The organism is Mesorhizobium sp. M1182, from assembly GCF_040318335.1.
Lineage (GTDB): Bacteria > Pseudomonadota > Alphaproteobacteria > Rhizobiales > Rhizobiaceae > Mesorhizobium.
Map to the genome: position 1 here is coordinate 88152 of NZ_JAMYMD010000013.1, position 26573 is coordinate 114724.

Genomic DNA, 26573 nt, shown 5'->3' on the forward strand with positions numbered 1-26573 from the left:
CGGATGAGGGGTGTTCCAGGGAACGCCGACGCCTCATTTCTTCCGGCACCCCTCATCCGTCTTGGCGCTTCGCGCCAATCCACCTTCTCCCACAGGGGGAGAAGGGAAGGGCGCCTGCCGTGACCTCGCGCCCCGCCATCGCATCCGACATCACCAGCCTCTTCGCCGCGCGAAATACGCATGCGGTCGAAGTCGCGGTGCTGCAGCCGGCCGACCCGTTCCTCGACATGGCCGGCGAGGATTTGCGGCGCCGCATCTTTCTCACCGAGAGCGAGACCGGACAGACGCTTTGCCTGCGGCCGGAATTCACCATTCCGGTCTGCCTCGACCACATCGCCAGCCAGGCCGGCACGCCGCGCCGCTATTCCTATCTCGGCGAGGTGTTTCGCCAGCGCCGCGAGGGCGGCAACGAGTTCTTCCAGGCCGGCATCGAGGATCTCGGCGACCGCGACACGGCGGCCGCCGACGCCCGTTCGCTGGCCGATGCGCATGCGCTGCTGTCGCTGGTCCTGCCCGGCCGGGAACTGGCGGTGACGCTCGGCGACCAGACCATCTTCGAGGCGGTGCTGGCAGCACTTGGCCTGCCGCGCGGCTGGCGCATGCGGCTGGCCCGCGCCTTCGGCTCGGCGCCGATGCTTGAGGCCGCCCTTGCCGATCTGGCCAATCCACCGCGCAACAGCCAGCTTGCCGGCGCGGTCGCCGCGCTTGTCCTTGATGGCGATCTCGACGGTCTTTCGGCGCATGTCGCCGGCGGCATGGAAGAGGCTGGCCTGTCGGCAACGGCCGGGCGTTCGCCGTCCGAGATTGCGCGGCGCCTGATCGAGAAGGCCGAACTGCGCAGCGTGCGGCTGTCGAACGAGGCATTCGCGGCGCTAGAGAGTTTCCTGGCAATCGACGTGCCGCTCGACAGCGCCGCCGGAGCGCTCCAACGTTTTGCAGCCGATGCCGGGCTTTCACTGGGGGCTGCGCTGGAGAATTTCGCAGCCCGCGCCGCGGCCATCGAAAGCCTCGGCCTGCCGATGTCTGAAATCAGCTACGACGCCGCCTTCGGCCGGCCGCTCGATTACTACACCGGCCTGGTCTTCGAGATCGCGGCGCAGGATGGCGACCGGCCGCTCGCCGGTGGCGGCCGCTACGACCGGCTGCTGACGCTGCTCGGCGCCAAAACGCCGATCCCCGGCGTCGGTTTTTCCGTCTGGCTCGACCGCATCGAGGCGCTGCGGGAGACGGCGCCATGATCACGCTGGCGATCCCGTCGAAAGGCCGGCTCAAGGAGCAGGCGCTGGAGGTGCTGGCCAAGGCCGGGCTTGCCGTCAGCCTGCCCGGCGACGAGCGCAAATATCGCGCCCGCATCGACGGCCTTGACGGCGTCGAGATAGCATTCCTGTCTGCCTCGGAGATATCAGGCGAAATCGGCCAGGGGTCGGTCGATCTCGGCATCACCGGCGAGGACCTTTTGCGCGAAAACCTCGCCGATTGCGAGACGCGCGCCGAAATCATCGCCCGCCTCGGTTTCGGCAATGCCGATGTCGTCGTCGCCGTGCCCGACATCTGGCTCGATGTCGACACCATGGCCGACCTCGACGACGTCGCCGCCGATTTCCGCCAGCGCCACGGCCGCCGGCTCAGGATCGCCACCAAATACTGGCGCCTGACCCAGCAGTTCTTTTCGCAAAAGCACGGCATCCAGGTCTACCGCATTGTCGAAAGCCTTGGCGCCACCGAAGGCGCGCCGGCGGCCGGATTAGCCGATATCGTCGTCGACATCACCACGTCAGGCGCGACGCTGCGCGCCAACCATCTCAAGGTGCTGGCCGACGGCGTCATCCTGCGCTCGCAGGCCTGCCTCGTGGCGTCGAGGAAGATGCGTTCGGCGACGGACGAGGCCGTGTTGCGCGATATTGCGGGCAGGATGGCATCGGTGAACGCAGGCTGACGACCAGCCGATCTCCCCCCTTGAGGGGGAGATGTCGCCGAAGGCGACAGAGGGGGTCGGTACGTCTTGACGCGACTCTCCTAACCGACAGAACAGGCTGGAGCTCCGCGCGCGGCGACCCCCTCTGGCCTGCCGGCCATCTCCCCCTCAAGGAGGGAGATTGGCAGCTTGGCCGCAGTGCCAACCTGACGCGATTTTCTTGACGTACAGCAATTTTGTTCTTGCTTTGTGCCGGCAGCTATGCTACTAATCTCGCTATGGTGTCAATTGGCCCCGAAGACCCGCCCGCCGAGGCGGGTTTTTTATTTTCGGCCCTTACAGGCGAGTTCCCACCCAGCCCCACCATGGACGGGATTTCCACCACCCTGCCGGGCTGATAGGCTCGGCCTGTCTGCGGAGGACACGGCGATGCCGATCAATCTCGACGAGTTGAAGAATGCAACCAACCTGCGCTCCAAGCGCGATGGCGGTTCGTTCATTGCGCCGGTCGACGGCACGGCGCATGTCTCGGGCGAGCGCAGCGTGCCGCTGCTCAACCTGACCATCCCGGCGCTGTTTGCCGATACGGTCGGCAAATATGGCACGCTCGATGCCGCCGTCTTCGTCGAGCAGCATAAGCGCTTTACCTGGGACGAACTGTCCGACACGGTCGATGCGCTCGCCGCCGGCTTCCTGGCGCTCGGCCTCGAGAAAGGCGACCGCGTCGGCATCTGGTCGCCGAACCGCTGGGAATGGCTGGTGACGCAATTCGCCACCGCCCGCATCGGCCTGGTCCTGGTCAACATCAACCCGGCCTACCGGCTGGTCGAGCTGGAATATGCCTTGAACAAGGTCGCTTGCCGAGCGCTCGTCACCGCCGCCACATTCAAGAGTTCCGACTATCTCGGCATGATCGAAACGCTGGCGCCGGAGATCGCCAAGGCCACCTCCGGCAAGCTCGACGCCAACAGACTGCCGGCGCTGAAGACCGTCATCCGCATGGACGAGGACAATTCGCCGGGCATGTTCAATTTCGCCGACGTGCTGGCGATGGCCGGCCGCGACGAGCATGACCGGCTCGACCGGATTTCAGCGGGGCTGAAACCGGACGACGCCATCAATATCCAGTTCACCAGCGGCACGACCGGCGCGCCCAAGGGCGCGACGCTGACCCACAACAACATCGTCAACAACGGCAATTTCGTCACCGCGGCAATCCGGCTCACCGTCGACGACCTGCTGTGCATCCCGGTGCCGCTCTATCATTGCTTCGGCATGTCGATGGGCACGATGGGCTGCGTCACCAAGGGCGCGACCATGGTTTTCCCCAGCGAGGGGTTCGATGCCGGCGCCACGCTGAGGGCGGTGGCAACGGAACGCTGCACCGCGCTCTACGGCGTGCCGACCATGTTCGTCGGCCTGCTCGACCATCCGGAGTTCGCCTCCTTCGATCTCACCAGCCTGCGCACCGGCATCATGGCCGGCTCGCCATGCCCGATCGAGGTGATGAAGAAGGTGGTGTCGCTGATGCATATGGCTGAGGTGACCATCGCCTACGGCATGACCGAGACCAGCCCGGTGTCGTTCCAGAGCAGCGTCGACGATCCCCTGGAAAAGCGCGTCTCGACCGTCGGCCGCGTCCATCCGCATGTCGAGGTCAAGGCCATCGACGCCGAAGGCGCCACCGTCGCGGTCGGCGCGCCGGGCGAGCTGTGCACGCGCGGCTATTCCGTGATGAAGGGCTATTGGGACGACGAGCAGAAGACCCGCGAGGCCATCGACGCCGACGGCTGGATGCACACCGGCGACCTCGCCACCATCGATGCCGAGGGCTATTGCAACATCGTCGGCCGGGTCAAGGACATGGTCATCCGCGGCGGCGAGAACGTCTATCCACGCGAGGTCGAGGAGTTTCTCTATCGCCACCCGAAGGTCAAGGAGGTGCAGGTGTTCGGCATTCCCGACCCGAAATACGGCGAGGAGCTGTGCGCCTGGATCGTGCTGAAGCCCGGCCAGATCACCACCGAGCAGGAGATCAAGGCCTTCTGCGCCGGCCAGATCGCCCATTTCAAGATACCGCGCTACATCCGCTTCCGCACCGAATTGCCGATGACGGTGACCGGCAAGCCGCAGAAATTCCTGATGCGCCAGGCGATGGTCGACGAACTGGGACTGGTGACGCAGAAGACGGCTTGAGGGCGCGCTTCGGGCTTTCGCAGGGTTCGCAGACGAGGCTTGCCCAGAAGAGGCTTGCAAAAGGGGCTTGCGGAAGGGGCTTGGAATGAGTGGTTTCGCAAGATCGGCGGTTTCCTACGGCATGCCGTTGGCCGCGCTGGCGATGGCTGTCGCGGTCAGGGCCAGCGGGGTGTCGGTCGACGAAGGGTCGCTGGGCACCAGGATATTTATCGGCGCGCTGTCGAGCGCGATCATGTTCACCACCATTTTCGTGGTGCTCGACCACGCCGAGGCGGTGGCCCGGCGGGTGGGCGAGCCGTACGGCACGTTGGTGCTGACCATCGCCGTGACGGCAATCGAAGTGTCGATCATCGTTTCCATCATGCTGCACGGCGCCAACAACCCGACGCTTGCACGCGAATCCGTGTTCTCGACGGTGATGATCACGTCCACCGGCGTCGTCGGCATGTGCCTGACGTTTGGCGGCTGGCGCCATCGCAAGCAGGCAATCGTCCGCCAAGGAACCAGCGCCTATCTGGCGGTACTGGTCGCGCTGAGCGTCATGACGCTCATTCTGCCGACCTACACGCGAACCACCGATCCCGGCACGTTCTCGGCGGCGCAACTCGGCTTCGTCAGCGTGCTTTCGGTGCTGCTTTATGCCGGTTTTCTGTTCGCGCAGACTGTCCGCCACCGCGACGATTTCATCGACGGGCAAGCACATGGCGCCGCGGTGCGAGCCGACGCTCACGAAAGCGTCGCCGCCGGCGCCGTTCTCCTGCTGATCGGGCTGATCGGCATCGTCATGCTCGCCGAACAGGTCGCCGCCAGCGTCGAGGACGCGCTCGTCGCCTACCAGGTGCCGCAGGCCGATGCCATTGTCGGCGCAATGATCGCCGCGCTGGTCTTGATGCCGGAGGCCATTTCGGCGGTTCGTGCCGCGCTCAGCAACGAGCTGCAGCGCGGCCTGAACGTCGCCATGGGCTCGGCCTGCGCGACGATCGGTTTGACAATACCCGGCATAGCCGCCGCCAGCCTGCTGACCGGAAGAGGCCTGACCCTGGGCCTGCCGGCGACCGACACGGTGCTTTTGGTCCTGGCGCTTTTCATCTGCAATGTGAGCTTCGGCACGGAGAGGACGACGTTCCTGACCGGCTTGGTGCACCTCGTGGTATTTTTTACCTGGGTGTTTTTGATATTTGTGCCGTGAGGGTTGGGGGGCGAGCAAGGGGGCAGGCAGATTCTGACGACTGTTTCTCGGCCGAGCAGCCACACGTTTTCCGCACCGAGTTCCGAAGTAGGCAAGCCGCACAAGTTCGGCAAAGACGGCGTGAGGGGTGGGCGCCAATTTTTCTCCTTTGCGCCATGGGCGGACGCTTAGCACCAAGGCCTTGAACGTCTCGATAGGGGCCGCGAGCGGATTGGCAGCTTCTGGCTTCGCAACGAAGATTGCAGACATTCAACCCGCTGGATGGAGGTCGTGAACTGACCCAAGGCGACATTCCTCAGACTGTCCGTTTCCACCGAAGCGGGGCGATGCGGCCGATCAAGCGCCCTTTCGGGTTCGAAAGCTGTTAGGGTAGGATGATAAACGATGTGCCGCAGGAGCGGGGATGCCCGTCGATCGCGTTCAGCGGAAAGTAGCTGCCATCCTCCCTGCCGACGTGGTGGGGTTCAGCCGACTTGTCGGCAAAGATGAAGAGACGACCCTTGCTACCCTGAAGGTCCATCGACAAGCGATCGACAAGCTAATTGCCGGCTACGATGGACGCATCTTCGGAAGCGCAGGCGACAGCGTCATCGCAGAATTCGCCAGCGCGATAGGTGCGGTTCGGTGCGCTATCGACATCCAGTTGGCGATCGATCGGCTCAACGCCGACTTGCCTGGGCCAGGGCGCATGCGATTCCGGATTGGAGTCAACCTCGGCGACGTGGTGGTTGATGGCGACAATCTCATGGGTGACGGTGTGAATGTCGCCGCCCGCCTTGAGGGGCTGGCGCTTCCGGGCGGCATCTGCGTCTCTGACGCTATCCAGATGCAAGTTCGCGACCGTCTTGCAGCAGATTTCGTTGACCTGGGTGAGCAGCGCCTAAAGAACATTGCGCGGCCGGTTCGGGCTTTTCGCGTGCCCGTCACGTCTGAGGAACCAACTAGCTCGCCGTTTCGCGGCCTCGACAGTTTCGATTTCGAGCACGCCGATCTCTTCTTCGGGCGGAGCCGTGCGATCGCTATCTGCACTGAGCGACTGGAGCAGCTCGCGGTCGCGGGCAAGTGCTTCCTGCTCATCTACGGGATGAGCGGCTCCGGCAAGTCCTCGCTCGTGCGCGCCGGGCTGATTCCGGCCGTCACGCAACGTGGCGCGGTGCCGGGCATCTTGCTCTGGCGGCGTTGCGTCATGCGTCCGTCCGAGGGACCTGACGCGATCACGTCTCTGTCAGCGGCGTTGCTCCGCGCCGAAGCCTTGCCCGAACTTGCCGAAAACGGGACGGCGACCGAGTTGGCGGCGACGTTTCGGAACAATCCCGATCGGGCGCTGGCTTTTGTCCGCTCGGCGCTCGCCTCGACCCCCTCCAGTGGCGGCCCGGGTAAGGCGCGTCTGGTCCTAGCCGTCGATCAGATGGAGGAACTCTTCACAACCGAAACGGAACCAGCCTCGCGCGCTTTGTTCGTGCGATTGCTTTCAGCGTTCGCCACTAGCGGACTTGTATGGGTGATCGCGACGATTCGCGGCGACTTCTTCCATCGGTGCGGCGAGGTCCCGGGTTTCTCGGCATTGAAGGATGGCCTGAGCAGCTACGAACTCTTGCCTCCGACCGGGGCCGAGATTTCGAAGATCATCCGTGAACCCGCAAGCGCGGCGGGCCTGCGCTTTGAGGAAACGAAAGACCGCGGCCGACTGGAGGACGTGCTTCAGGAGGCGACAGCGGCCGACCCCGGTTCCCTACCACTGCTCGAGTTCGTGCTCGAAGCACTTTACCAAGCCGGCCGAGCAGAACGCCTGCTTACCTTCGCAGCCTATCGTGCGCTTGGAGGCCTCGAGGGCGCGATCGCGCGCCGGGCCGACGAAGTGGTCGAGGCGTTGTCGCCCACGGTTCAGGATGCGCTGCCAACCGTCCTTCGCGCGCTGACGACGGTTCGTCTCGGCGACAATTCAGTCGCCGCGGCCCCGGCGGTCCGCGACAACATGGCGCGAACGCCCGCACAAGCTGCACTTCTCGACGCGTTGATCGCGGCTCGGCTTCTCGTTTCCGACGAGAACCTTGAAGGGCAGGCAGTCGTCCGCGTCGCCCACGAGGCGCTTTTGAGCCGTTGGCCCCGCGCGCGCGACATCGTCAACGCTGATCGAAGTTTTCTGGAGACGCGTGCCCGGCTGCGAACCGATGCCGGCCGCTGGCATGCCGACAACAGGAATCCCGACCTGCTTCTGCCCGCCGGCATACGACTTGCCGAGGGCGAGGAATTGCTAGTGTCGCGGCGAGAGGACGTCGACGATCAAGTAGCTCAGTATGTAGAAGCATCATTGTTGGCTCAGATGGCGGTCGCGGAAAGGGAGCGACAGGCCGATCGTGCGCGCATAGAGGCCGAAGAGGCGACCAAACGGGAGCGCCTTGAGCGCGAAGCGGAACGCCGCAGCCTGGTGGCGGAAGCGGCGACACGGCTTGCGCGCCGCACGCGTTACGCCGCTATTGTCGCCTTTGCATTGGCGGTCGTGGCAGGCGCCGGCGCGATCGCCGGATTCTGGGGACAACACGAGGCCAGCCTTCAGGCAGAGCGCGCCGACGAGAATGCCCAGGAGGCAATAGCGGCGAGAGACCTCGCGCTGCGCAACCAGTCACGGTCGCTCTCGTCGATCTCGCTGCAACTGTCGTCCGCCGGGGACAGCGAGCTTGCCATCCTTCTGGCGCTGGAGGCCCTTCCCAAGAAGGGAGAAACGACCGAACGGCCCTATGTGACCGAGGCCGAAGCCGCCCTGTTCAGAGCTCTGTCCGGGTATCAGGAACTCGCCGTCCTTCGCCATGAAGATGCCGTCACCCACGGCGCTTTCAGTCCGGAAGGAGACCGCGTCGTTACATCTTCCTTCGATCAGACCGCGCGAGTTTGGAACACCGCCGACGGAAAGGCGCTTGCCATCCTCAAGGGCCATAAAGGCGTGCTAAAGTTGGCAGTGTTCAGCCCGGACGGAAGACAAGTCCTCACTGGCTCGGTCGACGGCACTGCAAGGGTCTGGGATGCGGCGACCGGCAAGCAGCTCTACGTCCTCAATCAGACCGGTGACGTCCACGCCGCGATTTTCAGCCGCGACGGAACGCGGATCTTTACTGCTTCGGAGTTTGCCGCGCCGACGATCTGGAACGCTCGGGACGGCACCGAGATTGCCAGATTGCCGGGAGCCAGTTGGCAATCTACCGTTCTTGCGGTGAGTCCCGACGGTCAAATGCTTGCTTCCGTCCAGTTCCACGGAGACGTTCAAATTTGGAATGCGAACGACGGCACTCCGATCGGCACGATTCCGGTTCGCGGAGACAATGTTACTGGCATCGAGTTTAGTCCGAACGGGACCCAACTCCTGACCGTCGCCTGGACTGGCACGTCTCGTCTTTGGAGTCTGGCGGATCTGTCGGGACTTGCCGCTCTCCCCGGATCACCGAGTGCTGGCCATCAAGGGACCTTCAGTCACGATGGCCGCCTTGTGGCAGTCGTTGCCATCGACGGATCCGCCCGTCTTTGGAATACAAGGACAGGTGAGTTGATCCGCATATTCGGCCAAGAAACCAGGGCAAGCGCGCTCAATGCCGGAATCTCCTATCAATATCTCGACGTCAACGGCGCGTTCAGCCCTGACGGCGAACTTTTCGCCACCGCGTCGGTGAACGGCGTTTCCCGTATCTGGGACGTCAAGAGCGGCTCGCAGGTCTCGATCCTCCACGGGCATAGTGCGCTGATCGAGGAGGTCGCCTTCAGCCCCGATGGCCGTCGCCTTCTCACGGTGTCGCACGACGGAACCGCGCGCATCTGGGACGTCGACGGTGTGCTAACGACCACGTTGCGTCACGAAACCGCGCGCAGGTTCGCAGTATTCAGTGCTGACGGGGCGCGCGTCGTGACGGGAAGCGGTGTCGTGGGGCATGTCTGGGATGTTGCAAGTGGCAATTTGGTTGCGACGCTCGCGCCCGGCACGGAAGGCTTGCTTAAGCTTGCGGTATTCAGCCCTGATGGGCATCGTCTTGCCACGACGTCCAACGAAGGCGTGGTTCGGCTGTGGGAGGCCAAAGGCGGTCGCGAAGCGGCAGCGCTGGAAGGTCATGATCCCAAGGTCGTCCAGGTCCAATTCAGTTCCGATGGCTCGTTCCTGGCATCCGCTTCGGTCGATGGAACTGTGCGGCTCTGGGACGCCTCGACCGGCGCTGCCAAGACAGTATTTCAAACCACAGCGGATTTGCAGGATGCCTTGTTCAGCCCGGATGGCAAGCTGGTCCTTGCGACGTTGAACGACAATACAGCGCGGCTTTGGAAGATGGACGGCACTGAGATCACAGGTGTTCCAGGACACGAGAACCGCATCAGCGCAGCGGCTTTCAGTCCCGACAGCCGATTGGTCGCCATTGGTTCTTCTGACGGAACGACGCAAATCTGGTCAGTCGCGGAAGGGGAAGCTGCCGCCACGTTGGAGGGACACGGCGGGCCGGTGACAAATGTTGCCTTCAGCAACGATGGCAGGTCGCTGGCAACTGCCTCACGAGATGGAACCGTTCGCATCTGGAGCGTCAAGGACGGGAAGGAAAGGTCTGTCCTCACGGGGGGCAGTGCCAGCATCGACAACGTCGCATTGAGTCCCAACGGACAATATGCGGTGACGTCGTCCTACCGTGAGCGGTCTGTCAGGCTGTGGTCTGCCGACACGGGTCAGCAACTCGCGCTCCTTGTTGGCCAGCATGACACCAGCACGATCGTCCCGGCGGTCACGCGGGCCGCATTCAATTCGGATGGCACACAGGTCGCAGCTGTCTCAGGCGGAGATAGCGTGCAGTTGATCCGCGTCTTCACGTCGCCAGAGGACCTCATCGCCTATGCTCAAGACGTCGTGCACCGAAAACTCACTTCTTGCGAGCGTAGGCGCTTCTTCCTGCCCGTGGCAGATGATGCCGAGGACTGCCCTAGCTAAGCTGGCGTTGCAGCAGTCGTGTCAGCAGCGAGATGAAACGAATCCAGAGGGTCCGAAGCTGGCGCAACCTCGCCCGTCGTGTTGACACCAGGGAAGTCCGCTTCTGAAGGAAGGCAGGGGCCGGCTGAATGACCGACATTGGGCGCGAAGCGGTCATCCACGATCCTCAGGTTCTGACCCAGGACGGCCGTTCCCCGGTAGTGAGCGGGAAGGGCGCGGTCGTCGAGCGAGTTGTCAGCCGCCTATTTCCGCAGCCCATCAATGTGCAACTTGGGAAGCCGCTGACATCAATTCCTCCGGATTCGGCGCCTTGAAGGTATTGAGGCCATCCTCCAGAACTTCAGTGAAGTTCCAGCGTACGATGCCCGCCCGGTCGATTAGGAACTGACCGACAAGCTGCCCCTGGCCGGAAGCCATCGCCTGCTGGTCGGCTCCCGTAATCTCATATCCTTCCTTCTTGTTAAGAAACTCGTACATTGCCATGACGTCCATAGGCTCGGGCAACTCGCCCGGCAGATCGATACGGATCGCCATGACCGTGTCCATCCCGACCTCGCGCAAGCCGAAAGCACGGTGCGAGGCCCGCTCTGGGTCGGATGCGGCGAGAAGATCGGGTGCCGGGTGGTAACGGAAATAGAGCCGCGCCCGCTCGACTGGCGTATTGACCACCGCCAGGCATTCGACGCCTTTCTCACGCAGGGCCGGCTTAAGTTGCGCCATCGCCGCGACATGGCGCCGGCAGAACGGACAGTGCAGGCCTCGGAACAAACCGATCAACAACGGGCTACGGCCTCGAAAATCGTCGAGCGCGATCTTGCCTTCGCGGGAGATCGCATCGAGAATAATATTCGGCGCCCGGTCGCCCGGCTGGAGCGGGCGTTCGACATTACTCGTGGACATGGACAACCTCCTCGCCCCGGATAAGCACACCCAGCCATCCGGAGTTGAGTCCATGCTGGGCAACGCCAGGGCAAAAATGCGTTCGACCTTTGCCATATTGCCGAGGTCGAGATTACGCGCGTTGCAAGTGCATCATAACACGAAAAAAGCCTCTGCGGGTCGCCCGTTTCGCGAGCTGTCGCGAGCGCTGTGGTAAAACAATGTAATCGTCTCATCCGTGCCATGGGACGACACAGCGGCGGGACCGATTGGATCTTCACATGCTCGCGGTGTTCAAGTCTTGAAACTTGGGCGGCTTCGATGTGCCCGGACGTCAAATGCCGACCGTACAGATCGCGGAACTCTGCCCTCAGCGGAACCGACCCGCCATGCAGCCAGTTAACCCGCATGAAACTTCCGACCAGCGCAAGGCCACGTCATGAGCATTTTGCAAACCACGAAGAAAGCCGTCGGGCAGGTCACCGGCGTCGCCAGGCCGGGCCGGCGAGAGGTCGCCGACCTCCTGAGGCCGCGCAAACCGAACGAGTTTCGGTTCAGCGATGATGGCCTGGTGCCCAACCATCCGTTCTGGCCGCTGGTCGTCTATCGCGGTGCCGTGACGCTGCCCGAAGACTTCGATCCGGCGGCTGTCATCGAGGCGCTTTTCGAGGCAAATGGCTGGGGCGATAGCTGGCGCAACGGCATCTACGGTTACGTCCACTACCATTCGCGGATACACGAGGTGCTGGGCGTTGCGCGCGGCACGGCCAAGGTCCGCTTTGGCGGCAGCAAGGGGCGGACGCTGTCGCTGAAGGCCGGCGACGTCGCGGTGCTTCCGGCCGGCACCGGGCACCAGCGTCTTTCCGCATCCGACGATTTTCTGGTTGTCGGCGCCTATCCTCCATCCGGCACCTATGACCTGTGTACGACCGCCGCCGACCATGCCAAAGCGGTCGTCACGATCCCCAGGGTCGGCCGTCCGCGCAAGGACCCTGTCTATGGAAGCAACGGCCCGTTGCTCGCAGCCTGGGAAAAGGATTGAAGCCGTTTTCTTGCAGGTTGGCTTCGGGGCTAAAACCGGATCCTTGACCCGCCGCTCAAGCCGCCAGCACCGCCGCATCCAGCCCGCGAATGATCTTCGCCAGTTCGACGCACTCGTCGTGCCGGACCTTGTTGCGCCGCCAGGCGAGGCAGATCGTGCGTTGCGGCATCGGTTCCTGGAACGGCACGATCTTCAAATCGGGGATAGTGCTGGCCGGCCCTGCCGCCATTTCCGGGATGAGCGTGACGCCGAGCCCGTGCGCCACCATCTGTAAGAGCGTCGTCAGGCTGGTCGCGCCATAGCTTGCCATCGCCACCGGCCGCACGTTGCCGCACACGGCGAGCGCCTGTTCGCGCAGGCAATGGCCTTCCTCCAGCAGCATCAGCCGCTCCAGTGCCGGGCTCTCCGGTGGCACCGGCGGCGAGGCGAAGGCGGGATCGCCGGCCGGCACGGCCAGGAAGAACCGGTCGGAGAAAAGTTCCTCGGTAATCAGGCCTGGGTAGTCGAGAGGCAGCGCCGCGACGAAGGCGTCGAGCTTACCCGAACTGGTGTCCTCGACCAGCGAGGCGGTCACCGCTTCGCGCAGTTCCAGCTGCAAGGCCGGGAAATGCCGTTTCAGCTCCGGCAGCACATGCGGCAAGAGATAGGGCGCCACCGTCGGGATGATGCCGAGCCGGAAGCGGCCTTCCAGCGCCGGGCGGCCGCGCCGGGCCGTCGCCTCGACGTCGCGGACGTCGGCAAGAATGCGCTCGATGCGCGGCAGCAGGGCCACGGCCTCGTCGGTCATCCGCACCACCTTTCCGCCGCGCTCGAACAGACGGCAATTCAGCCGCAGCTCCATCTCGGCGATCTGCGAAGACAGCGCCGGCTGGCTGACGCCGGCGAGTTTTGCGGCACGGCCGAAATGCAGCGTCTGCGCCAGCGCCTCGAAATAATGCATCTGCCGGACGGTTAAACCGATCATAAGGAAAACCTATCAGAATAAACAGCAAAGGCAATTTGTCTTTATCGGCTGGGCGGGCTAGTCTGGAACCATTCCAGGATGGCGCGGCCGCCGGCCCTGCCCGGAAAATCAACAAAATCCCGAAAAATCAACAAATCGGAGGCAAAGATGGACGCGAAAACCGACGACAACAGCGCCGGCAAATGCCCGGTCCCACATGGATCGGCCAGGAGAAGCAACCGTGACTGGTGGCCGAACCAGCTTGACCTTGGCGTCCTCCATCAGCAGTCCAGCCTGTCGGACCCGATGGACGAGGACTTCGACTACGCCAAGGAATTCAAGAGTCTCGATCTCGATGCGGTGATCAGGGATCTGCACCAGGTGATGACCGATTCGCAGGATTGGTGGCCGGCCGATTTCGGCCATTACGGCCCGCTCTTCATCCGCATGGCCTGGCACAGCGCCGGTACCTATCGCATCGGCGACGGCCGTGGCGGCGCCGGCGCCGGCCAGCAGCGTTTCGCGCCGCTCAACAGCTGGCCGGACAACGCCAATCTCGACAAGGCGCGCCGGCTGCTGTGGCCGGTCAAGCAGAAATACGGCAGGAAAATCTCCTGGGCCGACCTGTTGATCCTCACCGGCAACGTCGCGCTGGAATCGATGGGCTTCAAGACCTTCGGCTTCGCCGGCGGCCGCGCCGATGTCTGGGAGCCGGAGCAGGACGTCGACTGGGGATCGGAAACCAAGTGGCTCGCCGACGAGCGCTATTCCGGCGACCGCGAACTTCAGGGCCATCTCGGCGCCGTGCAGATGGGGCTGATCTACGTCAACCCGGAAGGCCCGAACGGCACGCCCGATCCATTGGCCGCGGCGCGCGATATCCGCGAAACCTTCGCCCGCATGGCCATGAACGATGAGGAAACCGTGGCGCTCATCGCCGGCGGCCATACCTTCGGCAAGACCCATGGCGCCGGCGATGCATCGCTGGTCGGCCCGGAGCCGGAAGGCGCCGACATCGAGGCGCAGGGCCTCGGCTGGTCGAGCAAGCATGCCACCGGCATTGCCGGCGACGCCATCACCTCGGGCCTCGAGGTGACCTGGACCACGACGCCGACCAAATGGAGCAACAACTTCTTCGACAATCTGTTCAACTACGAATGGGAGCTGACCAAGAGCCCGGCCGGCGCCCATCAGTGGACGCCGAAGGGCGGCGCCGGTGCAGGCACCGTGCCGGACGCGCACGATCCCTCCAAGCGCCGCGCGCCGGCGATGCTGACCACCGACCTCGCGCTACGCGTCGACCCGGCCTACGAGAAGATCTCGCGGCGCTTCCATCAGAATCCTGATCAGTTCGCCGATGCCTTCGCCCGCGCCTGGTTCAAGCTGACGCATCGCGACATGGGTCCGGCCGTCCGCTATCTCGGCCCGCTCGTGCCGAAGGAAGAGCTGATCTGGCAGGACCCGATACCGGCAATCGACCACGAGCTGGTCAGCGAGCAGGACATCGTCTCGCTGAAGGCGAAGATCCTGGCCTCCGGCCTGTCCGTCTCAGAACTGGTCTCGACCGCCTGGGCCTCGGCCTCGACTTTCCGCGGCTCCGACAAGCGCGGCGGCGCCAACGGCGCCCGCATCCGCCTGGCGCCGCAGAAGGATTGGGAGGTCAACCAGCCGGCGCAGCTGGCCAAGGTGCTCGAGACACTCGAAAGCATCCAGAAGGGTTTCAATAACTCGCAGTCCGGCGGCAAGAAGGTCTCGCTTGCCGACCTGATCGTTCTTGGCGGCGTCGCCGCGATCGAGAAGGCGGCGAAAGACGGCGGCCATGACGTGGGGGTGCCGTTCACGCCAGGCCGCATGGACGCCTCGCAGGAACAGACCGATGTCCAGTCCTTCGCCGCGCTCGAGCCGAAAGTCGATGGCTTCCGCAATTATGTCAGGGGCAAGCCGCCGATGTCGGTCGAAGCGATGCTGGTCGACCGGGCGCAGCTGCTGATCTTGACGGCGCCGGAGATGACGGTGCTCGTCGGCGGGTTGCGGGTGCTCGGCGCCAACACCGGTCAGTCGAAGCACGGGGTGTTCACCGACAGGCCGGGCACGTTGACCAACGATTTCTTCGTCAACCTGCTCTCCATGAACACGATCTGGGATCCGGCCGCCGGCTCAGATGAGGTCTACGAAGCGCGCGACCGCAAGACCAGGGCAGTCAAGTGGACCGGCACCCGCGCCGACCTGATCTTCGGCTCGCACGCGCAATTGCGGGCGCTGGCCGAGGTCTACGGCTCGGCGGACGCCGGGCGGAAGTTCGTCAGGGACTTCGTCGCCGCCTGGACCAAGGTGATGAACGCCGACCGTTTCGACCTCGCGGCCTGATCCGGGCATATTTCTCGACGCAACGAAAAAGGCGCGGGCCTCGACCCGCGCCTTTTTCATGAAGCCTTCGAAAAGTCAGTCTTTCTCGAAGATACCGGCCTTGGCGACCACGCCGGCGATGGCGCCGCCGATCAGCGGCGCGACGATGAACAGCCAGAGCTGGCCGATCGCCGCAGTTCCCGAAAACAGCGCCGGTCCGATCGAACGGGCCGGGTTGAGCGATGTGCCGGTCACCGGAATGATGGCGAAGTGCAGTCCGGCCAGCGTCAGGCCGATGACCAGGCCGGCGAAGGCCGTCGTGTGCTTGGCGTTGGTGACGCCGAGGATCACCGTGACGAAGGTGAAGGTGCCGATCAGCTCCCACAGGAAGGCCGAGCTGACGCCCCATTTCGTCACGTCCCAGCCATTGGCGCCGAAGCCGCCGGTGTGGCCGCCGACCTGTCCGGAGACGATGATCCACAGCGCCAGCGACGCGATGATGGCGCCGATGACCTGCGCGATCCAATAGGGAATGACGTCCCTGGCCGGCATCCGCCCGGCGAGGAACACACCGAGCGTCACTGCCGGATTGAGGTGCGCGCCCGAAATCGGGCCGATCGCGTAAGCGGCCGCTATCAGGCCGATGCCGAACGCCAGACCGATACCTTCCTGGCCGAGCGGCAGCGCGCCGCCGAAGCCGCCCGTCACCACCGAAGCCGTGCCGATGAACACCAATAGAAACGTGCCTAGAACTTCCGCCAGATAAGTTTTCATTGCCCTCTCCTCGTATCGACCCGCGGCTCCGCTTTTTCTGCGACGCGAATCACCGCGCAAAGAGTATTCGCAACCGGAAAACTTGCAAAGCAGAGCAGTTTCGCAAGCCGCTATGCTTGTGAGCGCCGGACACGAACATTAGAGACGTATAATATATTTATCGAATTGTTCGTTCCGCATGCCGGCGCCCGCCTGGTGGCCGCGGCTCGCGATGCATCAATCCACATTCGTCACCCCTCGGCATGGATCGTCTCGCCGTCGGCGAAACAGAACTGTTTCAATCAGGGCACGAAAAGCTCTAAGAGCAGGGCCAGAATTAATTTACTGAATAATGGAAGACGACAATGAGACTGGGCGGGCGGCTGGCGGCAGCCATTGAAGTGCTTGACGAAATTGGCCGTCGCCACCGGCCGGTGGCCGATGCGCTGAAGGACTGGGGCCTGTCGCACCGCTTCGCCGGCGGCGGCGACCGCGCCGCGATCGGCAACATCGTCTACGACGCGCTGCGCCGCAAGCGCTCGGCCGGCTGGCTGTTGGGCGAAGACACACCGCGCGCCATCGGCTTCGGCGCGCTGCTGCTCGAATGGGGCCAGACGGCGCAGTCGCTGAACGAGGCGCTCGAGGGCGACAAGTTCGCGCCGCCGCTGCTTACCGCCGACGAATTGAAAACGCTCGGCGGTCGCCGGCTTGCCGATGCGCCGCCGGCGGTCAGGGCAGACATCCCCGACTGGTGCATGCCGCTGTTCGAACGGGCGTTCGGCACGGCCTGGGTGGAAGAGGGTGCCGCGCTGGCGACGCGCCCGCCGCTCGACCTCAGGGTCAACACGCTGAAGGCCGATCGCGGCAAGGTGCTGGCCGAGTTGGCGGAGACCGGCGCCAAGCCTGCGCGGATCGCGCCGCACGGCATCCGCATCCCGCCGATCGAAGGCGACGGCAGGCACCCGAACGTGCAGGCCGAACCGGCCTTCCAGAAAGGCTGGTTCGAGGTTCAGGACGAAGGCTCGCAGATTGCGGCCGAACTGGCCGGCGCCGAGCCTGGAATGCAGGTGCTCGACTTCTGCGCCGGCGCCGGCGGCAAGACGCTGGCGCTGTCCGCGGCGATGGACAATCGCGGCCAGATCTTCGCCCACGATGCGGAGAAGGCAAGGCTGGCGCCGATCTTCGACCGCATCCGCCGCTCGGAAAACCGCAATGTGCAGATCGTCACCAGGCCGGCCGAACTGGCGCCGCTCGGCAAGCACATGGATATCGCCCTGATCGATGCGCCCTGCACCGGCAGCGGCACCTGGCGGCGCCGGCCGGATGCCAAATGGCGGTTGACGCAAAGACAGCTCGACGCCCGCAAGGGCGAGCAGGAGACGATCCTCGATGCCGCCAGGGACTTCGTCAAACCCGGCGGCCTGCTGGTCTACATCACCTGTTCGGTGTTCGACGAGGAGAATGGCGACCAGGTTTCGGCGTTCCGGGACCGCCATCCCGATTTTGTCCCGGTCGATCACCGCCAGCTTTGGGACAGCCGTTTTGCGGGCCACGAAGCGGCAATGCGCATTGGCGCCGCGGGCGGCATTTCGCTGTCGCCATTGCTGAGCGGCACCGACGGCTTTTACTTCTGCGCGCTGCGGCGGGCCGGCTGAATCGTTGCCATCGATACAGGGCTAAGCCGAATGCTGCAGTGCAGCATTTGCGATTGCCTGCCGCCCACCCCTCTGCGATAAATGCCTTTGCAATAAGATTTGCCGAGAAACAAAGGGCGACGGCCATGGCAGCAAAGATCGTTCCTGCTCCCGATTATGAGGACCGCGTCAGGACGTCCTTCGCGCGCCAGAACGCGATGATGACGATTGGCGCCGAGCTGACGCTGGTGACGCCCGGCATCATCGAGATCGAAATGCCCTATTCTGCGGCGCTGACGCAGCAGCACGGCTTTCTCCATGCCGGCGTCATTTCGACGGCTCTCGACTCGGCCTGCGGCTATGCGGCATTCTCGCTGATGCCGGAAAATTCCGGCGTGCTGACCATCGAGTTCAAGGTCAATCTGCTGGCGCCCGGCAGGGGTGAGCGCTTCCTGTTCCGCGGCTCGGTGACCAAGCCCGGCCGCACCATCATCGTCGCCGACGGACAAGCCTATGCGTTCGCCGTCGACGGCGAGGCCAAGCTGATCGCCACAATGACCGGAACGATGATGACAGTACTCGGCCGCGACGGCATCGAAGGCTGAGGAGCGGGTAGGGAGGATGGACGATCATGGCCGGCAAGACACCTGGTGAGCTCACCCCGATCTCCGGCAAGTCCGTTCTCTTCGTCATGGCGGCGGAGGCCGAATACGGTCCACACCTGCAGCGGCTGTTCACGCCGCTGATGACCGGCGTCGGACCGGTCGAGGCCGGTATCGGGCTCGGCGCCGAACTATCCCGGCTGCATGCCGGGATGGGGCTGCCCGATCTCGTCGTGTCGCTCGGGTCGGCGGGCAGCCGGACGCTGGAGCAGACGGAAATCTACCAGGCCGTTTCGGTTGGCTACCGCGACATGGACGCCTCGCCCCTGGGGTTCGAGAAGGGCGCCACCCCGTTCCTCGACCTGCCTGTAAGCGTGCCGCTGCCGTTCAGGATACCAGGCGTCAGACAGGCGACGCTGTCGACCGGGGCGGCAATCGTCTCCGGCGCCGCCTACGACGCGATCGCCGCCGACATGGTCGATATGGAGACCTTCGCCTGCCTGCGCGCCTGCCAGCTGTTCGACGTTCCGCTTATCGGCCTGCGCGGCATTTCCGACGGCGCGGCCGATCTGAGACACGTTGGCGACTGGACCGAATATCTGCACGTCATCGACGAGAAGCTGGCCGCGGCGGTGCAACTGCTGGAACAGGCGATCGCCTCAGGCGCAATCCGGTTTTGAATCATCGCCTAAGGCGCGGGATTGAAGTAAGGCCGCGACCTCATAACCTATTGCGCCGACTCGTTCTTTCTCCAAACGCTCGCCATGGCAACATGTCGGCTTTCATTGGTTTAGCAAAAACTATTATGCAGATTTGTTCCCACCTGTGCCGCCCAAAATAGATAGTCGGAAACCAGCCCGGATATGTCGCCAGACTTTTTTGTTAGGCCGGTATCGCCTACATATCGTGACAACCATGACATATCGATTCGCATGATGCTTTACGTCCCGATGACGGCGACCGAATTCCGCGCTTGCCTAGCCGCCATCCCACTTTCGCAACTGGCTTTCTCTCGATTGCTAAGTGTTGCCCCGCGCACGGTACGCTCTTGGGCGCTGGCGGAGCGGCAGATACCGCCGCATGCCGCCATGATCGCCCGCCTGCTGGCGACGAAGCGAATTACGGTGAAACAGTTGCAGCACGCGGCCATGACCCAACTTAACGGCTAGGCTTTTTCAGCCTTGTAGCATAGGCACTATCAACCTATATTCTCTGGCTGCCGGGCAGCCGTCGTTCCCGATAGGCGCGGCAACGGGAGTAAAACTTATGAGTGACGTCGAAAACATTACGGCGCCCACACCATGGGAGCCAAAATTCCATCTCGACCTCAAAACCGCCAATTCGGGCACATTCTATGCCCTGGTTGATCAGTTTGAGGAATGGAGGAAAACCCGAGCTGAAAACGAGGACAAGCTTGCCAATGGATGGCATATCATAACTTCGGAAATGGCCGAAGGGCTGTTGCTCAAGAATCCAGCCGGGTCCAATCGCAAGGCCGTATTAGCTAACATTGTCTACTACGCGGAACAGATGGCCGCGGAGGATTGGCCCGAAACCGGGCAGCCGTTGATCTTCGATGTCGATGGCAAGCTGCTAGACGGTCAGCATCGCCTCTGGGCTTGCTACCTTTCCGGGGTGCCGTTCGCAACTTACGTTGTCAATCAGCGCAAGCCTATCAAATCGGCCTTCGCCTACATCGATAACGTCAAGGCGCGCACGGCCAAGGATGCGCTAGCCACGGCGGGCCTGAATGGCCTTTCGGCTCTGACGGCGCAAACGGTGATGATTGCCCAGCTTTACGAAAACAAAGCCTATACTGCGACGAAGAAGCACCGTCTTCCGCGCATGTCGCCCAAACAATTCATCGACTACGTCGAGGCGAATCCGAACATTCGCCGGGGCGCCCAGTTGATGGCGGGTGAGCATGCCTCCGCATCCGCGATGATAGGCCATAACGATGTCGCGGCCTTTGCGGCGGTCAAGATTCTCGACCTCCATGATGAATTCACGCTCGACGAGTTCATGAACGACGTGGGTTCCGAGGGTGAAGAATTCGGCGCGGGAAGCCCGATTGCGGCTTTGCAGCATGTCCTGAAACTCAACAGCGTTGCCAAGGAGCCGATGCAGAAACATCAGGTCTTGGCGCATGTCATCAAGGCATTCAATGCTTGGATGGCTGGCGAGCAGGTCAAGAAAATCAGTCTGAGGGTTGATGAAACATTCCCGCGTTTCATGCCGAAACAAGCCGAGGCCGCATAAAAACGTTCAACGGGGAGGCGCGCGAATGCGCCTCCATTTTTCGCGCAAGGACAGAACCAAAATGGCTGTTCATTATCTAGACCATCCTTTCGCTGGAATCTGGCCTCTGTTGGGCGGCGAGGATTTTGCGGAATTCGTGGCCGATATCCGGGCCAACGGTATGCATATGCCGATCGTGCTTTATCAGGGAAGGATTCTAGACGGGCGCGCCCGTTACCGCGCCTGCATTGAGGCGGGCATTGAGCCGCGCTTTGAAAATACCGGCACGCTAAACGATGTTGGCGCGCTTGATCTGGCCGTTTCGCTCAACGACTATCGGCGGCAACATTCAACCTTTGAGCGGCGGGCTTTCGCGGCGGCAAGGCTGGCGCATTTAAAGCAACAAATTCAATTTCAAGAAACGATAGAAATGCCTGCCAGCGCAACGCGTGATCCTAGCCTTCCCGGTCACAATCGTTTCGTTAAACAAGCGGCCTTGATCATGGATGTTTCTACGGGTTCGCTTGCCCGCGCCCGCACCGTTGTGCAGTACGCGCCGGAACTGGAAAAGGCCGTCGTGGATAAGAGAATCGGACTTCAAACTGCGTCCGAAAAAGCGCGCCCGCCAAATGCCACGCACGTCAAGCGGACCGCTGCTAAGCGATCCGCAGCCAAGGAATCCGCCGCCGAGGAAATCTATCAACGCGGGCTGGAATTCCGCCGCAACATTCCGAAAACCAACTTTCTGACACCGGAAGAAGTTGATCCGGATTTCGAGGGCACACCGCTCGAATTCGCCACCAAATACGGTCACGTTCTTACCAAAACTGCCTCACAGCGCGAACAGGAGGCGGCGCAAGCACGCGGCGAGGATTTCGTGGCTTGGCTCCGTAAGTGTGCCAGCGGTGCGCCGGCTAATGTCAGTGAAACCGATTTGCTAGCCTATATCAGGGGCAACGGCGCCGAACCCGGTTATCGACTCAACAAGCTCACCGAACGTTGGGCGGCACTCGATGCCATGCATGCCCGCTTTGCCGCGCTGGTCGCGCAACTGGAATCGCATCTGGCCGGCAAGCCGATCGAAGTAAAGCGCTAGTTCACCCTGCCCGCTCCAGATCGAGAGGAGCTACGTTGCCTGCCTCGGCCAGAAGGGTTCGCGGCGCTGATGGGCGCCTTGCGGTCGCTCGGCGCGGAGCGGACCGAGGCATCGATAGAGCCGCTCGCATTTAAGACGGTACAGCGGAATCGGATTGAGGCAGACGCCCAGCAACCCATTGCGCCGACTCGTTTCTTTCTCTAAACGCTCGCCATGAAAACAGCCAATCATCCCGACACCGTCCTGATTGTCGATTTCGGCAGCCAGTTCACCCAGCTGATCGCCCGCCGCATCCGCGAGGCCGGCGTGTTTTCCGAGATCGTACCCTTCCAGTCGGCCGAGGCGGCGTTCAAGCGCATCGATCCGAAGGCGGTGATCCTGTCCGGCGGCCCGGCCTCGACCGGCGACATCGGCAGCCCGCGCGCGCCGCAGATCGTCTTCGATGCCGGCGTGCCGGTGCTCGGCATCTGCTACGGCCAGATGGCGATGTGCGTGCAGATGGGCGGCGTCGCCGAAAGCTCCGATCATCGCGAATTCGGCCGCGCCTTCGTCGAGATCGCCAAGGACAGCCCGTTGTTCGAGGGCCTGTGGGCGCCCGGCCAGCGCCACCAGGTGTGGATGAGCCATGGCGATCGCGTCATCTCCCTGCCCAAGGGGTTCGAGGTGCTCGGAAAATCGGAGGGCTCGCCCTTCGCCATCTTCGGCAATGTCGAGCGCAAAATGTACGGCCTCATGTTCCACCCCGAAGTGGTGCATACGCCGGACGGCGCCAGGTTGCTCCGCAACTTCGTCCACAACATCGCCGGCATCGAAGGCGACTGGACGATGCGCGCCTACCGCGAGCACGCGGTCGAGACGATCCGCAAGCAGGTCGGCAAGGGCAAGGTGATCTGCGCGCTGTCGGGCGGCGTCGATTCCTCGGTCGCGGCCTTGCTGATCCACGAGGCGGTCGGCGACCAGCTTACCTGCATCCTTGTCGACCACGGGCTGATGCGCAAGGACGAGGCATCAGGCGTGGTGGAGATGTTTCGCCAGCATTACAATCTGCCGCTGATCCTGGTCGACGCTTCGGACCGTTTCATCGGCGCGCTCGAGGGCGAGTCGGACCCCGAGAAGAAGCGCAAGACCATCGGGCGGCTGTTCATCGAAGTGTTCGAGGAGGAGGCCGAGAAGCTCGGCGGCGCCGATTTCCTGGCACAAGGCACCCTCTATCCCGACGTCATCGAAAGCGTCTCTTTCAGCGGCGGCCCGTCGGTGACCATCAAGTCGCATCACAATGTCGGCGGCTTGCCCGAACGCATGAACATGCAGCTGGTCGAGCCGCTGCGCGAATTGTTCAAGGACGAGGTGAGGGCGCTCGGCAAGGAGCTCGGCCTGCCCGACAGCTTCATTGGCCGGCATCCGTTCCCCGGTCCCGGTCTCGCCATCCGCTGTCCGGGCGGCATCACCCGCGAAAAGCTGGAGATCCTGCGCGAGGCCGACGCCATCTATCTCGACGAGATCCGCAAGGCCGGACTCTACGACGCCATCTGGCAGGCCTTCGCCGTGCTGCTGCCGGTGCAGACCGTCGGCGTGATGGGCGACGGCCGCACCTACGAGTTCGTCTGCGCGCTGCGCGCCGTCACCTCGGTCGACGGCATGACGGCAGACTTCTACCATTACGACATGGCATTCCTGGGAGCAGCCGCCACCCGCATCATCAACGAGGTACGCGGCATCAACCGCGTCGTCTACGACGTGACGAGCAAACCGCCAGGCACCATCGAGTGGGAGTGACGAGGAGTAGTGCGGAGTAGAAGAGGATAGAGCAGCACGTTTAAGGCGATGTTGGCTCGGCGATAATAGTCAATAGTCCCAGCCCCCGGCCACCCGGCGACGGCATAGACGAAGCATCTGGCCGATCGGCGAATGTCTGGAACGAACGTCCCACAGAGAAGGGTGGAGCAGCCTAGCCTTGCTGGGTTTGACACCCGGGGTCCGCGGCAACTGCCACCGGCGAGGCGTTGCATCTGCCGGCCACGTATCCTTTCGCTGGGTTCATCCGTCTTAGCTGTTCATGGGCACGGTCATCCTTAACATCGCCCTCCTGGACGAATTGGAGCGTGACAAATGAACAGCAAGCAGAGCCTAGCGAACAAGATACACTACGAAACGCTCGCGGAGGCTTTTCGCAGCGGTCGAGAATCGCCACAGGAAGCATCCGAGTGGTCCGTTTTGACGGCAGAACCGGGCGGCGTCGATTACGTCGAGACGAACGTCGGCGACAAGACCGCGCTGTGGGTTCAGCCAAAAACGGCGGCCAAAGACCGGGTCATGCTTTACCTGCACGGCGGTGGCTATGTCGGCGGATCGATCTGGACCCATCGCAAGATGGTCGGACACCTTGCTAAGGCGATCGGCTGTTACGCTCTGCTCGCTACGTACGACTACGTTTTCCAGAGCAAGTTTCCGCGCCAAATCGAGCAGGCCGTGACCGCGTTCGAATGGCTCGCCGAGCAGGGTGTCGCGCCGAAGCACACCATAGCTGCAGGCGATTCCGCTGGTGCTGGCCTGATCGTTGCGGCGGCGATGAAACTCCGCGATGCGGGACGGCCGCTGCCGGCCGCGATCCTCAGCATCTCTGGCTGGTATGATCTGTCGGCGAGCGGGCACTCCTACGAAAGCAACCGCGAGAAGGACGCCTTCTTCCAGAAGGCGGTCGTGGATATGCTGGTATCGCAAGTCCTTGCGGGGACCGATCCCCGGCATCCACTCGCCAGCCCGATCTTTGCCGATCTGAAGGGCCTGCCGCCGATCTATCTGCAAGTGGGTGGAGACGAAACCCTGCTCGACGACAGCCGAGCGCTCGCCGACCGCGCGAAAGCCGCCGGCGTCGAGATGCGCTTAGACGTATTTCCGGGGATGCTGCACTCGTTCCAGATGATGGCCGGCCGCGCTCCCGAAGCCGACGACGCGATCGCGCGGTTGGCACAATGGGTTCGCCCCAAGCTTGGTCTGGCCGCAACCGCAGCAACACGCGCTGAAGGTCAGGAGGTCGCATGACTGGCAAATTGAAACCAAGATGTGGCAGCTGAAGGACATGCCCAAGCGACCGACCGGCCTGTTCGATGCGCGATATCGCGCCTTCCTCGAGACGGTGTCAGGCGTCCGCGCCCAACTGCATCGCTACTGCGCCCGCATGACGGGCTCACGCCTCGACGGTGAGGATCTCGTGCAGGAGACGCTGTTCGAGGCCTACACGAAGATTAAGACCCTCGATGATCCCCGCAGGCTAAAACCCTGGTTGTTTCGCATCGCTCACAATCGCTGCATCGACTTTCTGAGGCGACGCGATGTGCGCGAGCGCGCGGAGCACGGCTATTCGGACGACATCGGCGTTGTCTCTGCAGAGCCGGCAGCGACCGATGCACGCCGCGCCATCGAACGGCTGGTTGGCCGCTTGCCGCCCAAGGAGCGCGCCTGCATCCTCTTGAAGGACGTGTTCGACTATTCGCTGGAAGAGACCGCAGAACTCGTGGGCTCGACGGTTGGGGGCGTCAAAGCCGCGCTCTCCCGCGGACGGGCGAAGCTCGCCGACTTGCCCGCTGAACCTGCCGGTGAACCGAACCGTCCGCTTGATCCCGACACCGCGCGGCTCTTGCAGCGCTATGTTGACCTCTTCAACCGCCATGACTGGGATGGCGTGCGGAGCCTGACCAGCGCCGATGCTCGGTTGCGGGTCGCCGACTGCTTCGACGGCCTGGTCAGAAGTTCTCCCTATTTCGTCGAATACGAGCGAAACCCGGAGACGTGGACCATGGAGTTGGGGGCGATCGACGGAGAGCCTGTCCTGATCGTGCTCTTCCAGCGAGGCGACCGGTGGCAGGTCGCGTGGCCGGTTCGTGTCCATGTCGCCGGTCGCGTCATCGATCGCATCGAAGATTATTATGCCTGTCCATGGATGTTGGAAAACGCCGCGGAATCCGACCTGAAACTCATGACTGGGCCGCTTTGGGAAGAGCATAAGGCGACGATTTCTCACTCTGGCTTGGCCGAGTCACGATGGTGAATTCTCAACGAAAAATCGTGGCGTGCCTCGGGTCGAGCAGCACGGCGGGCAAGGGCCAGGCATTCGATTGGATGGCGGAGCTCCGCCGGCGGCCGGGCAACGGGCAATTTGAGTTCCGGAATTTTGGTGTCGGCGGCGACTTGGCCTACAACGCGCTGCAGCGCTTGCCGGATGTGCTCGCCTGTCGTCCCGACAAGGTCATCGTCTGGGTCGGCGGGAATGATGTTTTCACGCTCGTGTCACGCAAAGTGCGGCGGTTCTTTACGTTTTGGAAGCGTCTGCCCCGCACGCCTTCGCCCGATTGGTTCCACGAGAATCTGGCCGAGATAGCACGCAGGCTGAGGCGCGAGACGGCGGCGGAGATCGGCCTTTGCTCGCTCCCTCCGATAGAAGAAGCGCCGGATTCGGACGACCCGTTCCAGAGCGAGCTCAACCGGCGGATCAAGGAATATTCTGCGATCGTGGCGGCCATCGCGCACGAGGAACGCTGCGGCTATGTCCCGCTCCATGAGGCGCTCACCGAGGCGGCTCGCGCCTCGCCTGGCCGGCCTACACGGCGTTCATCTTTCTTCCATTCTATCGCGATGCTTTTCGCGTACTGGTGCTGCGGCAGCGTCCGGATGATGTCGCCCGCGTAAATGGCTGGCTATTTCACACCGACGGCGTGCACTTGAACAGCCGGGCAGGGCTGATCGTGGCGGATCGCCTACAGAAATTCGTTCAGGCCTGAACCCTGAG

At 63.1% G+C, this 26573-nt stretch carries 20 protein-coding genes; 17 read left to right on the top strand and 3 right to left on the bottom strand.

Annotated elements, in window-relative coordinates; translation table 11 throughout:
- Window positions 1–119 precede the first annotated feature (119 nt).
- The 5 genes from NKH33_RS17585 to NKH33_RS17605 all read left to right on the top strand — a co-directional run bounded on the left by NKH33_RS17585 (window position 120) and on the right by NKH33_RS17605 (window position 10254).
- Complete coding sequence (locus NKH33_RS17585; RefSeq protein ID WP_352472679.1) at window positions 120–1238, top strand: ATP phosphoribosyltransferase regulatory subunit; 1119 nt, start codon at window positions 120–122, stop codon at window positions 1236–1238.
- On the top strand, window positions 1235–1936 hold the full coding sequence (gene hisG / locus NKH33_RS17590; protein ID WP_352618466.1) for an ATP phosphoribosyltransferase: 702 nt from the start codon (window positions 1235–1237) through the stop codon (window positions 1934–1936). The genes NKH33_RS17585 and hisG overlap by 4 nt, the downstream gene beginning before the upstream one ends.
- 408 nt (window positions 1937–2344) lie before the next feature.
- Window positions 2345–4111, top strand: a complete 1767-nt coding sequence (locus NKH33_RS17595) for an AMP-binding protein (RefSeq protein ID WP_352472677.1) — start codon at window positions 2345–2347, stop codon at window positions 4109–4111.
- Between the two features lie 85 nt (window positions 4112–4196).
- On the top strand, window positions 4197–5300 hold the full coding sequence (locus tag NKH33_RS17600) for a calcium:cation antiporter (RefSeq protein ID WP_352472676.1): 1104 nt from the start codon (window positions 4197–4199) through the stop codon (window positions 5298–5300).
- A 403-nt stretch (window positions 5301–5703) separates the two neighbouring features.
- Entirely contained in the window at window positions 5704–10254 is a 4551-nt protein-coding gene (locus tag NKH33_RS17605; RefSeq protein ID WP_352920786.1) for an nSTAND1 domain-containing NTPase, read from the top strand.
- Between the two features lie 258 nt (window positions 10255–10512).
- Here NKH33_RS17605 and NKH33_RS17610 read toward each other — a convergent pair whose 3' ends face one another.
- A complete protein-coding gene (locus NKH33_RS17610) occupies window positions 10513–11154 on the bottom strand; it encodes a peroxiredoxin-like family protein (RefSeq protein WP_352473491.1) in 642 nt (213 codons plus the stop codon).
- Between the two features lie 418 nt (window positions 11155–11572).
- On the opposite strand from NKH33_RS17610, the gene NKH33_RS17615 reads away from it, so the two are divergent.
- A complete protein-coding gene (locus NKH33_RS17615) occupies window positions 11573–12175 on the top strand; it encodes a cupin domain-containing protein (RefSeq protein WP_352771991.1) in 603 nt (200 codons plus the stop codon).
- Between the two features lie 55 nt (window positions 12176–12230).
- Here the strand turns inward: NKH33_RS17615 and NKH33_RS17620 are convergent, their stop codons facing one another.
- Window positions 12231–13139, bottom strand: a complete 909-nt coding sequence (locus NKH33_RS17620; RefSeq protein WP_352473479.1) for a hydrogen peroxide-inducible genes activator — start codon at window positions 13137–13139, stop codon at window positions 12231–12233.
- 147 nt (window positions 13140–13286) lie between these two features.
- Between NKH33_RS17620 and katG the strand changes: the two genes are divergently transcribed.
- Window positions 13287–15485 carry a catalase/peroxidase HPI gene (katG, locus tag NKH33_RS17625; RefSeq protein WP_352473478.1) on the top strand — a complete coding sequence of 733 codons (2199 nt, stop codon included), beginning with the start codon at window positions 13287–13289 and terminating at the stop codon, window positions 15483–15485.
- Between the two features lie 75 nt (window positions 15486–15560).
- On the opposite strand, the gene NKH33_RS17630 is transcribed toward katG, so the two are convergent.
- Window positions 15561–16238, bottom strand: a complete 678-nt coding sequence (locus NKH33_RS17630) for an MIP/aquaporin family protein (RefSeq protein WP_023677138.1) — start codon at window positions 16236–16238, stop codon at window positions 15561–15563.
- 344 nt (window positions 16239–16582) lie between these two features.
- On the opposite strand from NKH33_RS17630, the gene NKH33_RS17635 reads away from it, so the two are divergent.
- From NKH33_RS17635 to NKH33_RS17680, 10 genes are all read left to right on the top strand, one after another.
- Window positions 16583–17872, top strand: coding sequence for an RsmB/NOP family class I SAM-dependent RNA methyltransferase (locus NKH33_RS17635; RefSeq protein ID WP_352473477.1), 1290 nt, complete (start codon window positions 16583–16585; stop codon window positions 17870–17872).
- Window positions 17873–17997: 125 nt separating this feature from the next.
- Window positions 17998–18456, top strand: coding sequence for a PaaI family thioesterase (locus NKH33_RS17640; RefSeq protein ID WP_023677140.1), 459 nt, complete (start codon window positions 17998–18000; stop codon window positions 18454–18456).
- Window positions 18457–18482: 26 nt separating this feature from the next.
- Window positions 18483–19133, top strand: coding sequence for a 5'-methylthioadenosine/S-adenosylhomocysteine nucleosidase (locus NKH33_RS17645; protein WP_352473476.1), 651 nt, complete (start codon window positions 18483–18485; stop codon window positions 19131–19133).
- Between the two features lie 252 nt (window positions 19134–19385).
- Window positions 19386–19622: a helix-turn-helix domain-containing protein gene (locus tag NKH33_RS17650; protein ID WP_352473475.1), complete on the top strand. Its 237-nt coding sequence runs from the start codon at window positions 19386–19388 to the stop codon at window positions 19620–19622.
- A gap of 97 nt (window positions 19623–19719) precedes the next feature.
- On the top strand, window positions 19720–20712 hold the full coding sequence (locus NKH33_RS17655) for a hypothetical protein (RefSeq protein ID WP_352473473.1): 993 nt from the start codon (window positions 19720–19722) through the stop codon (window positions 20710–20712).
- 25 nt (window positions 20713–20737) lie between these two features.
- Window positions 20738–21787 (top strand): hypothetical protein, encoded by a 1050-nt coding sequence (locus NKH33_RS17660; RefSeq protein ID WP_352473472.1) that lies wholly within the window; start codon window positions 20738–20740, stop codon window positions 21785–21787.
- A gap of 213 nt (window positions 21788–22000) precedes the next feature.
- Window positions 22001–23563, top strand: a complete 1563-nt coding sequence (gene guaA / locus NKH33_RS17665; RefSeq protein WP_352473470.1) for a glutamine-hydrolyzing GMP synthase — start codon at window positions 22001–22003, stop codon at window positions 23561–23563.
- Between the two features lie 333 nt (window positions 23564–23896).
- Window positions 23897–24829, top strand: coding sequence for an alpha/beta hydrolase (locus tag NKH33_RS17670; protein ID WP_352473468.1), 933 nt, complete (start codon window positions 23897–23899; stop codon window positions 24827–24829).
- Window positions 24777–25835: an RNA polymerase sigma factor gene (locus NKH33_RS17675; protein WP_352920790.1), complete on the top strand. Its 1059-nt coding sequence runs from the start codon at window positions 24777–24779 to the stop codon at window positions 25833–25835. Before NKH33_RS17670 ends, NKH33_RS17675 begins: the two co-directional genes overlap by 53 nt.
- On the top strand, window positions 25829–26473 hold the full coding sequence (locus NKH33_RS17680; protein WP_352920792.1) for an SGNH/GDSL hydrolase family protein: 645 nt from the start codon (window positions 25829–25831) through the stop codon (window positions 26471–26473). The genes NKH33_RS17675 and NKH33_RS17680 overlap by 7 nt, the downstream gene beginning before the upstream one ends.
- Window positions 26474–26573 lie beyond the last annotated feature (100 nt).